Genomic DNA, 14,111 nt, shown 5'->3' on the forward strand with positions numbered 1-14,111 from the left:
TTCTTGCGTCGGGGAACTGGTCAGGGCCAATCGGACCCTTTTTGAACATGCGCATGACAGAGACGTCGGGAGTGGGAGGTGATGACGTCGACCGTCGCCGGGGATCAGGCGGCGCCGACTCCTGCCGGAGCGAGGAAGTCGATGGGGTGATCAGTGGTGCCGTCGAGCGCCAGGTCGGCGGCGATTTCTCCCATCGCGGGCGAGAACTTGAAGCCGCTGCCGGAGAACCCGGCCATGACGATGATGTCGTCCTCGCCGGGGAGATGACCGACGAGCGGGTTTCCGGACTTCGTGTAGCCCTCCATGTAGGCCGACATCCTGATGGGGTCGGGGTTCAGGTCGGGCATGAGTTCACCGATGAGCTCGCGGAAGATGCCGAGTTCTTCGGGGCGGACCGTACGGTCGAGCCGTTCGGGCTCGGGCACCGGCGCATGGTATTTGAAGGAGAGACCGAGTTTGACGGAGATGCCGTCGGGCGACGGGATTCCGAAGCATTCGTGGGGTGTGGCGCGCACAAAGGGAGGGGCACCGCCCGTGAACCAGTCGTGGCGGGTGGGCAGGTGCCAGGAGCAGACCACGCGGCGGACGTCGATGGTCCCGGGGAGGTCCGGGAGCAGGGTGTTGATCCAGGGGCCCACGGTCACCACGGCGGCGTCCACGTGGTCCGTGCCCTGGTCGGTGACGACCTGCACCCCGCCGCCCGCTGCGGGGACGACCTCGCGCACCGTGGTGTAGCGGTGCAGCCGGGCGCCCAGGTGCTCGGCACGGGCGGCAGCGGCCTGGATGGACGCCTCCGGCCTGATGACGGCGCCCAACCGGTCGAGGACGGCGGTGTGTCCGTCCGGCAGCCGGTGTTGCGGGTAGCGGCGGGCGAGTTCTTCCCGGTCCAGTACCTCGTGATCCAGCCCCTGGGCGGTGCTGGTGGAGAGGAGGAGGCTCATGGATGGTGAGGAGGCGTCTCCCATCACCAGGCTGCCGCTGCGGCGTCGCAGCGACCGGCCCGTCTCCGCCTGGAGCTGCTCCCACATCCGGTCCGCGAGCCGCAGCAGAGGAATGTACGCGGGCTCGCCGAGGTGGGCGGCTCGGTAGATGCGGCTCTCGCCCCCGGCCGCGCCCCGGTCGTGACCCGGTGCGTACCGGTCGTAGCCGATGACCTCGGCTCCGCGGGCGGCCAGTCGCCACATGGCCTGGCTGCCCATGCTGCCGGCACCGATCACGGCGACGCGCTTCGGGATGCGCATGAGGTCGCTCCTCTCGATGGGGTGGTCTGGGTGGCAGTCGGGCTCCAGCACGGAGAGGACACCGTGCGGACCCTTCCGGTTCGAATCCCGCTGGGGATGGCGTTTACTGTCCGCCCGTAGGAACCCGCAGGTCAACCCACACTCTGTTCCGCCTTGTGGCCTTCTCGAGACGGTTTGTCACTGCGGACGGCCGGGCTGCTCAAATGCCGGTCCCACTCTTGTCACGATGAGTGGCCGATGCGAAGGTGAGCCCCATTCCCTCGGACGAAAGCAACCCCGATGCCGCCCAGACGTCACACACCCGGGCACTTCCCCACGCTCAGCGAGGTACTGCGCTTGCCCGTGCTCGCCGAAGGGATGCCGCGAGTGCTGGCCGGCGAGTCACGACTGGACAGCCCGGTGCGCTGGGTGCATGTCACCGAGCTGCTCAACCCCGCGGACTTCCTGGAGGGCGGCGAGCTGGTACTGACGACCGGCATGCCGCATCCCGAGCACGCCTCCGAGCTGCGCGGCTACGTCGACCAGCTCGCGGACGTCGGCGCGGCCGGCCTGATCGTGGAGCTCGGTTACCGGTACCAGAAGGTGCCCCACGAGCTGGTGGCGGCGTGCCGTGCCCGTGACGTGCCGCTGGTCGAGCTGGCCCGTGGCGTCCGGTTCATCGACGTCACGCAGACGGTGCACGCGCTCATCCTCGACGCCCAGGGGGCCCTGCTGCGCCGTGGGAGGGACATCCAGGACATCTTCACCGCCCTGACGCTGCGGGGAGCGGACCCCGAGGAATTGGTGCGCACCACCGCGGAGCTCACCGGAGCCCCCGTGGTGCTGGAGGATCTCACCCACCGGGTCCTGATGTGCGAGCTGCTCGGCCGGCCGTACGAGCCGGTGGTGTCGGCCTGGTCGCGGCGTTCGCGGACCGCCCCGACACCGGAGAGGATCACGCCGAGCGGCCCGGAGGGGTGGCTGATCGCGCCGGTGCAGGACCACCATGGGCCGTGGGGGCGGCTGGTCCTGCTGGAGGGTCGGCTCAAGGCCGAACCCGACCCGGAACACGTCCTGGTGCTGGAGCGTGCGGCGGTCGCGCTGACCATGGCGCGCCTGGCCGGGCAGGCCTGGTGGGAGCGCCGGGCCCACCGCTCCGTACTGCGGGACCTGTACGAACGGCGTTTCCGCTCCCCGGCGGACGCGCGCGCCCGCGCCGAGGCACTGGGGCTCCCGGCCTTCGGGCACCGGCTCTTCGCCGTGGTCATCCGCCACCCGCACACCGGCACCGAGGGCGAGCACGTCGACGAACGGATCGCGGAGGCGCTGACCCAGACCGGCGTCCGGGCCCTGGTCGGCGAGACGGCTCCGGGCCGCATCGGCGTACTGATGGCGCTGGCACAGGCGAGCGCCTGGCAGCCGGTCGCCGAGCGGATCGGCCGTCTGGCCCGGGAGGAGCTCGGACCGCAGGCCGTCGTCGCCGTCGGCCCGGGGGTGACCGACCTTGCCGGGATCGCCCGGTCGTGGCAGGAGGCGGAGCAGACGGCCGAGGCCATCACACCGGCCTCCTCGGAGCGGTGGTTCTACGTCCCCACCGACGTCCGGCTGCCGGAGCTGCTGGGCGTCCTGCGGAAGGACACCCGTCTTCAGCGGTACGCGGAACGGCAACTGACCCGCCTCATCGAGCACGACGACCGCAACGGCGGCGATCTGCTCCCGGCACTGCGCGCCTATCTGGCGGCGGCCGGGAACAAGTCGGTCGCGGCGAAACGCGCCGGCATGTCCCGGCAGGCGTACTACCAGCGCCTCCACACCATTGAACGGCTCCTCGGCTGCGACCTGGAATCAGGTCTGCAGCGCACGTCCCTGCACGTCGCGGTGCTGGTGCTGGACGGGCGAGAAGCAGATGTGCCCGGCGCATGACGGGCACGTCGGCCGTCACACCGAGTAGGCGCATGGCAGGGGCGCTCGAGCAGGACTGGGCGGCACCGGGGCAGCTTCATGAGACCGTGCAGATCGGTGTGCTGCGGCTGCACGAGGACTTCTCCGTCCACGAGGAGTTCACGCCGCCGACGAGGGGTCGCGAGCTGGAAGAAGCGCACGGATTTTAGCCCCACGTGGCCCACGTGGCCCACGCGGCCGAGGCTGTCGACGTTGCCGATGTCTCCCAAGACGGCGAGGAAGACGATCGGGGCGATGAGTATCTCGATGGCTGCGACGAAGGTCATGCCGACCGGTTCCATCGCGGTGCCGGCCGAGGGTCACAGTCGGCCGGTGAGGATGCCGGCGACGGCGGCGGTCAGGACCCGGAAGCAGAGCTGCTCGCACCAGGGCGGTTGGCGCGTTGGGCCTGGTCGGGGGTTGGGGACATGGATGCCTGGATGGCCTTTCTCCTCGTTGAGGAACGGAGCGCAACCGGGACGCTGAACGGTCCTCGCCACGAGGGGCGCGGTGGGGGCGCGGCTTGAGAGAGGGGAGAGGGCAAGGGAGTGCCCGATCAGCGGTGGGCGGCGTCGTCCCTGCCGCCCACCGAGGGGGAGATGGCTCAGAGGAGCTCGATCAGCTTGTCGGTGAACTCGGCGGTGGTCGCGGTTCCGCCCAGGTCACGGGTGCGGATATCGGTCTTGGCCAGGACCCCGGCGATCGCGTCCGTGATGTCCTTGGCCGCGGCGGGGTGGCCGAGGTGGTCGAGCATCATGGCCGCGGACCAAATCGCGCCCAGCGGATTGGCGATGCCCTGGCCCGCGATGTCGGGCGCGGAGCCGTGCACGGGCTCGAACATCGAGGGGAAGTCCCGCTCGGGGTTGAGGTTGGCCGCCGGGGCGACGCCGATGGATCCGGCGACCGCGGCCGCGAGGTCGCTGAGGATGTCGCCGAAGAGGTTGGAGGCGACGACGACGTCGAAGCGGGCCGGATCGAGGACGAACTTGGCCGCGAGGGCGTCGATGTGCTCCTGGTCCCAGGCGACCTGCGGGAATGAGGTGGCCCGCTCGGTGACGAGCTGGTCCCAGAACGGCATGGTGTGCACGATGCCGTTCGACTTGGTTGCGGAGGTCAGGCGGCCGCCGCGCTGGGAGGCGAGCGTGAACGCGTAGTCCAGCACGCGTGTGACACCGGCCCGGGTGAACACGGCCTCCTGCACGGCGATCTCGTCCGGGAAGCCGCTGTTGAGCCGGCCGCCGACCTCGCTGTACTCGCCTTCCATGTTCTCGCGCACGACGACGAAATCGACCTCGCCCGGCCGTGCGCCGCGCACCGGACTGTCGATGCCTTCGAAGACACGGATGGGCCGGAGGTTGACGTACTGGCGGAAGCTGCGCCGGATCGGGATCAGCAACCCCCACAGCGAGACGTGGTCGGGCACTCCCGGGTACCCCACCGCACCCAGCAGGATCGCGTCCTTGTCGCGCAGCTGGTCGATCCCGTCGGCGGGCATCATGGCGCCCTCCCGCAGGTACCGCTCGCACGACCAGTCGTACGACGTGTAAGACAGGCTGAAGCCGTGGCGGCGGCCGAGAACATCGAGCACCTGCCGTGCTGGGGGCAGTACCTCGGCGCCGATGCCGTCGCCGGGGATCAGGGCGATGCGGTGGTTCGTCGTCATGCCGTCGATTGCAGCAAGGCGGTGCACGGGGCGTCCAAGACGCAAAGCGGATCTCTCTTATAAGCGGTGCCTATCAGCCGTTGGCGGCCGAGATGGCGGCCGAGGTGGCGGCCGTGACGAACGCGGCGGCCGCGGGCGACAGGATGCCGCGGCGGCTGACGAGGGCGATGTCCAAGGTGGTCTCCGGATCGATGTCCAGGACGCGGGCGCCCAGCCGCCGGGCGACGTCCCGCCAGGAGTCCGTGACCACCGCGAGCCCCACCCCGGCCAGTACCAGGGGCATGAGCGACACGCGGTGCTCGGTCTCGGCGGCGACGGTGAACTCGATGCCCTGTTCCCGCAGCGCGTCGACGTAGGCACGCATTCCGGTACCCGGCTGCCCGACGATCAGCCGCTGTCCCGCAAGCTCCTGGCACTCCACCCCGGTCCGATCAGCGAAGGGTCTGTCGGCCGGCACCATCAGCACAAAACGCTGCCGCCCCAGCGCATGGGAGACAACCTCCTTGTGGGGGACGGGACCGGCGGACGCCAAAAGCCCCAGCTCCACGGCACCCGTGCGCACCATGTCGATCACATCACGCGACGTGAACGCCGCTTTGATGGCCACAGAGACGCCGGGATGCCGGTGGCTGAAGGCACTCACCAAGGTCGTCAGCGGCTCCACAAGAGCGTCGGCCTCGGCGGCATCCATGCACCGCTTCGCCGCGTCCTGTCGGCCCGGGACATGTAAGCGTCAGACAGTCCCCTGGTGACGAGGGTCTTCAGTTACTGCGCCGCTCCTCCGAATAGAGGGTTCTCTTCTCGGGGGTGGGAATCGCGACGGAAGCTGCGTGTTGTGTGGTGCGCCCGTGTGCGCGGATGATCTCGGCGTAGCGGTGGCCGCTGTCCTTGATGGTGCGTGTCTGGGTCTCGTAGTCGACGTGGACGATGCCGAACCGCTGGGAGTAGCCGTAGGCCCATTCGAAGTTGTCCAGCAGGGACCAGGCGAAGTAGCCGTCGAGCGGGACGCCGCGGCGGGCAGCCCGCGCGCAGGCTGCCAGGTGGGACTCCAGGAAGGCGATGCGCTCGACGTCGTGGACGCTGCCGTCGGGCGCTGCACGGTCGGGGTAGGCGGAGCCGTTCTCGGTGACGAAGATCGATCGCGGTGCGTAGTCCTCGCTGATCCGGACGAGCAGGTGTTCCAGCCGGTCCGGGTGGACCTCCCAGTCCATTCCGGTACGGGGTGTGCCCGGCGTTGTGACGGGACGGGCGAACGGTGCGGGCCCCTGCGGATCGTCGACGGTGACTGACCGCTTGTAGTAGTTGACGCCGAGCCAGTCCAGCGGCGCGGCGATCGTCTCCAGGTCACCGGGTTTGGCGGGTGGTTCGGTCCCGTACACCTCGACCATGTCGGCCGGGTAACCGCGGCCGTGGATGGGATCGAGCCACCAGCGGTTGTTGTGCCCGTCGTCGCGGCGGGCGGCAGCGATGTCCTCGGGCCGGTCGCTCGCGGGCTCGGACTGCGTGAGGATGTTGACGATGCCGACCCGCGCTCGTTTTGCGGTGGACCGGAGGGCCTCGACGCCGAGCCCGTGGGCGAGCAGCAGGTGGTGTGAGGCGCGCACGGCGGCGGTCAGGTCGGTGCGGCCCGGCGCCATGACCCCCTGGAGGTGGCCGAGCCATGCGGAGCAGTAAGGCTCGTTCAGCGTCGCCCAGTTGGTGACCCGGTCACCGAGCCTGCCGGCGACAGCGGTGGCGTAGTCGGCGAATCGCAGGGCGGTGTCGCGGGCGGGCCAGCCGCCGCGGTCCTCGAGGGCCTGCGGCAGGTCCCAGTGGTAGAGGGTGGCATGAGGAGCAAGGCCCGCTTCCAGCAGTGCGTCGACCAGTTGGTCGTAGAAGGCCAGCCCTGCCGGGTTCACGCGGCTGTCCCCGTCCGGCATGACGCGGGGCCAGGCGATGGAGAATCGGTAGGCGTTGAGGCCGAGGGCCTTCATCAACGCCACGTCGTCGGGCCACCGGCGGTAGTGGTCGCAGGCGATGTCGCCGGTGTCCCCGCCGGCGATGGTGCCGGGCTGCTTGCAGAAGGTGTCCCAGATGGATGGTGCTCGGCCGTCCTCGGCGACCGCGCCTTCGATCTGGTAGGCGGAGGTGGCCGCTCCCCAGGCAAAGCCGGAGTGGAATGCGGTCAGGTCGTCAAGGGGCACAGATTTCCTCGCTTCGTGGTGGGGAGACGTTCGGAGTGCCGATGGGACCGTGCGTGGACCGGTCCGCTGCTCGGGCCCGGAGGGGAGCGCCCCGGGGATGAGGCCGGTCGCGGCTCTTGACGTCCGCGACCGGCCTGTGGGTGTGTCAGGCGGGGGGGCCTCTCAGCTGGTCTGCCACTTCTGGTTGTTGCCGCCCCAGCAGGACCAGAGCTGGACCTTGGAGGTGTCCAGGTCCCTGTCCAGGCAGAGACCGGACTGCACTCCGCGGATCGTGCCGTCGGAGTAGAACATCCACTTCTGGTTGTCTCCGCCGTTGCAGCCATAGGTGCCGACCACGGTGCCGTTTTTGGTGCCTGATACGTAGGCGTCCAGGCACTTCGAGTTTGTGCCGTAGACGGTGATCTGCCCGGAGGGCGTCACGGTCCACTGCTGGTTGTCTCCGCCCCAGCACACGGGGTAGACCTGGACCTGGGCGTCCTTGTGGTTGAGATCGGCGTCGAGACAGCCGTTGCTGCCGACGTTGCGCAGCATGCTCGTGTGCGAGCCGGGGTCGCTGCCCCAGGCGTACTTCAGGCGGTCGATGCCGGTGATGTTGCGGGTGCCCAGCGTCAGGTTGGTGCCGCTGCCCTTGAGGTCGAACAGGGAGTACCAGTCGTAGTCGGGCCGCTCTGTGTGCTTACCACCGAGGGCCGGCCAGTAGACCGCACCCATGCCGAGGGAACGGGCGGTGTCGGTGTCGGCACGCAGGTACCGCACGAAGTTGTCGGTGCTCGTCGCGTCGTTGTAGTTGAGACCTGTGTCCATCGGCGCGCCGAACTCGTCCAGGATGGTGCGCGTGCCGCAGGTGCCGACCTTGCTCTTGAAGTCGCTGACCCACTCGTCGTAGGTCCTCGCCGGCTTACCGAAGGCGTAGTGGTGGAGCGAGAGGTAGGTCCCGTCGAGGCGGGAGTCGGCGCACACGGTCGTGACGTAGTCGTTGTCGCCGGGGCCGCCCACGATGATCCGGTTCTTGGGGATCGTTGGGTTGCTGGCGATCCAGTTGGCGGCGACGTTGGCCCAGTCGGTGGCGCTGTACCCGTGGGGCTCGTTGTAGGGCTCGAAGTAGACCAGGCCATTGGACCCGTACTTGTCGGTCACGGCCTTCCACATCCACGTGAACGCGGCCGCGTCGACGATCCGGCCGTTACTGCCGACCCCGTCGCCGTCCCAGTAGGCCAGGATGACCTTGAAGCCCTTGGCGGTTGCGGCGTCGATGGCGCCGGTGTACTTGTCGCCCCACGTCGTGCCGGGGACGGAGTATTTGTTGATCGGCAGCCGGACGGTGTTGGCGCCGGTGTTCTGGAACCCGCTGAGGATGGCGTTCGCCTTGGCGTTGACGGTCGCGTAGCTGTCGGATGAGTCCAGTCCTTCGGGGACGACGGCACCGCTGGAGAAGTTGTCCCCCGGCATGGCCCAATTCACGCCCTTGAACTTGCCGGCGTCCGTCGGGTTGGTTTCCGCAGCCGCCGGCGACGCGGTGGACAGCATGGTGATCGGCGCGGCGATCAGTGCGGCCGCGAGGCAGGCCAGCGCGCGGCGGAGGAAGCGGGTACGGGCGGGAGGCAGTACGGCGGAATGAGGACCTGGCCGGGTGCGTTGGGAGTTGGGCATGTCGTGTTCCTTTTCTGCATGCGGCTCTGTGCAGGCGGTCGTTGCCGCCTTGGGCGCCACGAAGCGATTGCCGCGGTGGGCGGTTGTGATGCGGTGGTGGCGCCCGGGTGTGTTCCGGAGAGGGCACGGCGCGAGGTGGTGATGGGCGCCGGGCAGCCGGGGCACGTGGGGTCGGCTGAGTTGACGTGCTCGCTTTGGGCTGGCGGGCACGGCCTTTGTTGTGGAGAAGGGGCCACTGCGGGTGGGGCCCGCTACGGCGTTGTCACCGCCCGCTGAGTGTCCTTGCTAGGGGCGGCGGGCACGGGATGCTGTTGGCGGCTGCGCGGCCGACCGCGGTGATCGCGACCACCGGTGCCCGAATCCGCGCGGGCGGTGGCCTGGGCAGGATGCTGGGCGAGCGTCCGCGCATCCGGGTTGCTCCTTCGGGTACGGGCGGCTCAGGGCATGGGGGAGGGAGGCCGCGTGTGGCTCGGTGAGCCCGGGGTGGGACCCCGCCGGCCTGTCAGGTGGCCGGCGGGGCGATGGTGGGGGCGGGTCGCTGAGGTCGTCGTCGTCAGCGGCGGCCGGTGGCGGCCGGTCGTGCGACCTCGTGCTCTCAGGGTGGAGGTGCGACGAAAGGCCGTTGGACGGTCCTGCTCTCCCGCCAACAGGCGGGCGGCACACGGCCGGGGGCGTGTTACTTGACGGTGAAGCCTTGTTCCTGGCCGTACTTGCGGGAGGCGTCCTGCCAGGCTTTGAGGCCGTCCTGCAGGGTGGTGTCGCTGACGTAGGCCTTGCCGACGTTGTCGTTGAAGATGCTGTTGACGTAGACCTGGAAGGGCAGGTACGACCATCCGATGAGGACGTCGTCGGCCGACTCGGCGAGCACCTCGTTGATCTTCTGGCCGCCGAAGTATGGGTCCTTCTTATTGAGGAAGTCCGGGGACTTCAGCTGCTTGGTGGTGGAGGGGAACGTCCCGGCGTCGACGCGGGTCTGCGCGCCCTCGTCGACGGTGGCGTACTTGAGGAAGGCGTAGGCGAGCTTCTTCTTGGTGCTGGCCTGCATGACGGCCAGCGAGCTGCCGCCGTTCTCGGCAGTGGCCTCCTGCCCGCTCTTCCACTGCGGCATCGGCGCCACACGCCACTTGCCGGCGCCGGCCTTGACGCCCGATGCGAGGGGCGCGGGCATCCACGCGCCCGTGACCAGGGAGGCGATCGTGCCGTCGCCGAGGCCCTTGTACCACGCATCGCTCCAGGGGGAGACCGGCGCGAGCAGCTTGTCGCTGATGAGCTGCTGCCAGGCGGTGGTGAACTTCTTGGTCCCGGCGTCGTCGAAGTTCACACCGACCTGGGTGCCGTTCACGGTGTACGGCCTTCCACCGGCCTGCCAGATCATGCTGGTGGTGAAGCCGGCGTCGCCGGTGTCGGCGGTGAGATACGCCTTGGGGTCCGCCTTGTGCAGCTTCTTGGCCGCGGCGATGTACTCCTCCCAGGTGGCCGGCACCTTGATCTTGTACTTGTCGAAGACCTCCTTGTTGTAGAACAAGGCCATCGGGCCGGAGTCCATCGGCAGGGCGTAGATACCCTCGGTGCCGGCGTGGACGGCGCTCCAGGGGCCGGCGGAGAAGGTGCCCTTGAGCTTGTCCGCACCCAGGGCGCTGAGGTCGGTGAGGGACTTGGCGAGCGAGAACTGCGACAGGGCGTAGTACTCGATCATGGCGACGTCGGGGACACCCGAACCGGCCTTGACCGCGTTCTGTAGCGCGGTGTACTGGTCGTTGTTGGTACCGGCGTTGACCAGCTTGACCTTGACCTTGGGGTACTTGGCCTCGAAATCGCTGACGACCTTCTTCAGCGTCGGGTCCCAGGCCCAGACCGTGATCTCGCCCCCGGCGTTCAGGGCGGCCTGGATGTCGGCGTTGGACGCAGGCTTGGCGCTGCCCGAGTCCTCGGTGCCGGAGGAGCTGCAGGCAGTGGCGGTGAGTGCCACCGACAGGGCCGCGGCGCCCAGCAGCAGGGCGTGACGACGGGTTCTCGTCATGGGGTGTTCCCTTTCGTGCGGTGTACCTGGGAGGGGTTGCAGTCGGCGGGCGCAGATCAGCCCTTGACGCTTCCGGCGGACAGGCCGGACTGCCAGTACCGCTGGAGCAGCAGGAACGCCACGATCAGCGGGACGATGGTGAGCAGTGATCCAGTGATCACGAGATTGAAGACCGCTTCGCCACCCACGGTGGAAGCCTGGGCGTTCCAGCTGTTCAGGCCGAGGGTCAGCGGGTACCAGTCGGGATCCTTCAGCATGATCAGCGGCAGGAAGTAGTTGTTCCAGGTCGCGACCACGTTGAAGAGAAGAACGGTGACGATTCCCGGCGCCAGCATCGGCAGGCTGATCCGGAAGAACGTGCGGAACTCGCCGGCGCCATCGACGCGCGCCGACTCCAGGATCTCTTTTGGGACGGCGTCGGTGGCGAAGGTCCACATCAGGTAGAGGCCGAACGGCGAGACCAGCGACGGGATGATGATCGCCCACGGGGTGTTGGTCAGCCCCATCTCGGAGAACATCAGGAAGGTGGGAACCGCCAGTGCGGTACCGGGCACCGCGACCGCTCCGATGACAGTCGCGAACACGGCCTTCTTACCGGGGAAGTCGAACTTGGCCAGCCCGTATCCGGCGAGCGTCGCGAGGAACGTAGCGCCGCCCGCCCCGACCACCACATACAGCACGGTGTTGAGCAGCCAGCGGGTGAAGATCCCGTCGTTGTAGCTGAAGGTGTCGGCGATATTGCCGAACAGGGCGAAGTCGCCATCCAGCCACAGGCCGAAGGAGTCGAACAGCCCCTTCTGCGTCTTGGTCGCGTTGATCGCCAGCCACGCCAGCGGCAGCAACGTGTACACCAGCATGATCACCGTCAGGGCGGTCAGCGTGGCGCTGCGCCTCTTCCGGCGGGAGGCGCGCCGGGCGGGGCGGACCACCAGCGGGCCCGAAGGGGCACCCGCGTGCCGTGCCGTGCGCGGCTTGTGCCCGACGCGGGGAGTCGTGGTCGCCATGATCAGGATTCCTTCCGCAGGCCGCGCAGCTGGACGGCGTAGGCGATGATCATCGTGATCACACCCATGACGATGGCGACCGTGGCCGAGTAGTTGAACTTCTGTCCGGCAAACGACAGCGAGTAGGCGTAGAGGTTTGGCGTGAAGTAGGACGTGATCGCATTCGGCGCCAGGCTCTTGAGGACGCTCGGCTCGTTGAACAGCTGGAAACTGCCGATGATCGAGAAGATCGTCGCGATCGACAGAGCCCCGCGCAGCGCCGGGAGCTTGATCGCCCAGATGATCCGCAGCTGCCCGGCCCCGTCCATCTCCGCGGCCTCGTACAGCGCCGGATCGACCACCCTCAGCGCCGAGTAGAGGATCAGCATGTTGTAGCCCACGAACTGCCAGGTCACGATGTTGCCGATCGACGCGAGGACCAGATCGGGCGACAGCGGGTCGGGAAGCGAGATCCCGAACGCCTCATTGATGTTGCCGACCAGGCCGAACCGGGTTCCGTACATGAAGCCCCACATCAGCGTTGCGACGACGGCCGGCACCGCGTAAGGCAGGAACACCGAGATCCGGAAGAAGCCCGCCCCGTACAGGCGGCCGCTGTCGATCGCCAGGGCCAGCAGAAGCGCGAGGAGCAACATGATCGGGACCTGCACGGCCAGGAAGACCGCCACCCGCCCGAAGGCGGACCAGAACTGCGCGTCCCCCAGCACCTCGGTGTAGTTGTCGGCGCCGACGAAGGCCGTTCCGCCGATCAGCCGGGTACGGAACAGGCTCAGGTAGATCGAGTAGCCGATCGGTGCGAGGAAGACCAGCGCAAACACCGCCACGAACGGCCCGACGAACCGCCAGCCGACCCATGACCGCCGTCTCGAGGCCGATGGCCCCCTGGCACCTGGAACCCTTGCCTGTGGTGCTGCGACCACCGCTTCACTCCTTGCTGCGCGAACGCTGACCACACCGCGTGGTCACGTGAACATCGAGTCCGGCTCAGTGCACTGATCCGAACCTTGTTCACGTGACCATTCAGCCCGCAGAGGGATGGTCACGTGAACATGATGCGGTAGCGTGGCACCCGTCACAGCGAGAGGTCAAGGTTTCTCGCACGTTAAAACTTCCGCCCGAGCCTTCAGCGGACGGCGACGAGTGGACAGACAGGAGCGAAGGCCCGATGAACCTGAGTGAGCCGGGACAGCAGGATCCTGGTCCTGCGGTGGGCGCACAGCAAGTCGGTTCGGCCGTACCGGGCGGGCGCCACAGGCAGCACGTCACGAGGGCCGACGTCGCCGCGCTTGCCGGCGTTTCACGTCAGACCGTGTCCAGGGTGGCCAACGGCCATCCCAGCGTGATCGGTTCGACCCGGGAGCGGGTGCAGGCTGCGATGCGGGAACTGGGCTACCGGCCCAACAGCGCCGCGCGCGCCCTCAGGTACGGGCAGTTCAAGACCATCGGCGTGATCCTCCACAGCCTCTCCGCCACCGGCCACAGCGACACCGTGCAAGCGATCGCGGCCCAGGCCGCGGCCGAGGGATACGCGATCACGGTGATCCCCGTCGATATTCCGACCCAGGACAGTGTGCTGGGCGCCTTCACCCGGATGGGCGAACTGGCCGTCGACGCAGTCATCGTCTTCATCGAGGTCCACCTGCTTGACGCGGGAACCGTGAAGCTGCCGCCCGGCGTGCGCGTGGTTGTCGTGGACTCCGACGCCGGAGACCGCTATCGCGTGGTCGATACCGACCAGGCCGGCGGCACCCGAGAGGCCATCAGCCACCTGCTGGAACTCGGACATGAGACCGTCTGGCACGTGACCGGTCCGGAGACGTCGTACGCAAGCCAGCGCCGAGCCCAGACATGGCAGACCGTGCTCGAGGAAGCCGGACGGCCTGTGCCACCGCCCCTGCACGGCGACTGGACCGCCGAATCGGGCTACGCGGCCGGCCTCGAACTCGCACAAGAGCCGGACTGCACCGCGGTGTTCGCCTCCAACGACCAGATGGCACTCGGTCTCCTGCACGCCTTCCAGGAACGAGGCAAGGCCGTCCCCGGCGACATCAGCGTGGTCGGCTTCGACGACCTCCCCGATGCCGCCCACTTCGCCCCGCCCCTGACCACCGTCCACCAGGACTTCGCCGAGGTGGGCCGGAAAAGTGCCCAGGAGGTCTTGCGACAGATCCACGAACACGACGTCCCCCGATCCGGCACGGACATCGTTCCCACCCGCCTGGTGGTCAGAAGCAGCACGGCGCCGCCGCCCCTGAAGCGGTAAGGGTGGGTGGCTGTTGGCTTGCCGAACTTGAGGACGGCGTTTCAGCTGGTCAAGCTTGGGGTCGGTGATTCCGTCGGAGTTGTGGCCTGTTGTGTTGTCGCTCGCCGGGAGGCCTCGAATGCCGTCGGGGTCGGGCTACTGGAAACAGTACGAGTCCGCCGCTCGCC

General features: G+C 68.4%; 10 protein-coding genes and 1 pseudogene. 3 read left to right on the plus strand and 8 right to left on the minus strand.

The window, feature by feature from the left end; translation table 11 throughout:
* Positions 1–104: 104 nt before the first annotated feature.
* Positions 105–1,241 carry an N-methyl-L-tryptophan oxidase gene (gene solA / locus EDD92_RS46585; RefSeq protein ID WP_123969926.1) on the minus strand — a complete coding sequence of 379 codons (1,137 nt, stop codon included), beginning with the start codon at positions 1,239–1,241 and terminating at the stop codon, positions 105–107.
* Between the two features lie 279 nt (positions 1,242–1,520).
* On the opposite strand from solA, the gene EDD92_RS46590 reads away from it, so the two are divergent.
* Complete coding sequence (locus EDD92_RS46590) at positions 1,521–3,143, plus strand: PucR family transcriptional regulator ligand-binding domain-containing protein (RefSeq protein ID WP_123969927.1); 1,623 nt, start codon at positions 1,521–1,523, stop codon at positions 3,141–3,143.
* A gap of 32 nt (positions 3,144–3,175) precedes the next feature.
* Positions 3,176–3,331, plus strand: a complete 156-nt coding sequence (locus tag EDD92_RS46595) for a hypothetical protein (RefSeq protein ID WP_185124518.1) — start codon at positions 3,176–3,178, stop codon at positions 3,329–3,331.
* A gap of 434 nt (positions 3,332–3,765) precedes the next feature.
* Here the strand turns inward: EDD92_RS46595 and EDD92_RS46600 are convergent, their stop codons facing one another.
* From EDD92_RS46600 to EDD92_RS46630, 7 genes and pseudogenes are all read right to left on the minus strand, one after another.
* Positions 3,766–4,824 (minus strand): tartrate dehydrogenase, encoded by a 1,059-nt coding sequence (locus EDD92_RS46600; protein ID WP_123969929.1) that lies wholly within the window; start codon positions 4,822–4,824, stop codon positions 3,766–3,768.
* A 73-nt stretch (positions 4,825–4,897) separates the two neighbouring features.
* Positions 4,898–5,491 (minus strand): annotated as a pseudogene (locus tag EDD92_RS46605) (LysR family transcriptional regulator substrate-binding protein); the annotation flags it as partial.
* 94 nt (positions 5,492–5,585) lie between these two features.
* Positions 5,586–7,007 carry a GH1 family beta-glucosidase gene (locus EDD92_RS46610; RefSeq protein WP_123969930.1) on the minus strand — a complete coding sequence of 474 codons (1,422 nt, stop codon included), beginning with the start codon at positions 7,005–7,007 and terminating at the stop codon, positions 5,586–5,588.
* Between the two features lie 162 nt (positions 7,008–7,169).
* Positions 7,170–8,657 (minus strand): ricin-type beta-trefoil lectin domain protein, encoded by a 1,488-nt coding sequence (locus tag EDD92_RS46615; RefSeq protein WP_123969931.1) that lies wholly within the window; start codon positions 8,655–8,657, stop codon positions 7,170–7,172.
* Between the two features lie 676 nt (positions 8,658–9,333).
* Positions 9,334–10,677, minus strand: a complete 1,344-nt coding sequence (locus tag EDD92_RS46620) for a sugar ABC transporter substrate-binding protein (protein ID WP_123969932.1) — start codon at positions 10,675–10,677, stop codon at positions 9,334–9,336.
* Positions 10,678–10,733: 56 nt separating this feature from the next.
* The gene (locus tag EDD92_RS46625) at positions 10,734–11,681 is read right to left on the minus strand and encodes a carbohydrate ABC transporter permease (protein WP_123969933.1); all 948 of its coding nucleotides are present in this window, start codon (positions 11,679–11,681) and stop codon (positions 10,734–10,736) included.
* A 2-nt stretch (positions 11,682–11,683) separates the two neighbouring features.
* Positions 11,684–12,601 (minus strand): carbohydrate ABC transporter permease, encoded by a 918-nt coding sequence (locus tag EDD92_RS46630; protein ID WP_123969934.1) that lies wholly within the window; start codon positions 12,599–12,601, stop codon positions 11,684–11,686.
* 245 nt (positions 12,602–12,846) lie between these two features.
* Between EDD92_RS46630 and EDD92_RS46635 the strand changes: the two genes are divergently transcribed.
* Entirely contained in the window at positions 12,847–13,944 is a 1,098-nt protein-coding gene (locus EDD92_RS46635; protein ID WP_123970864.1) for a LacI family DNA-binding transcriptional regulator, read from the plus strand.
* Positions 13,945–14,111: the final 167 nt, after the last annotated feature.

Source organism: Streptomyces sp. TLI_185 (assembly GCF_003814765.1).
In the GTDB taxonomy this organism is placed as follows: domain Bacteria; phylum Actinomycetota; class Actinomycetes; order Streptomycetales; family Streptomycetaceae; genus Streptomyces.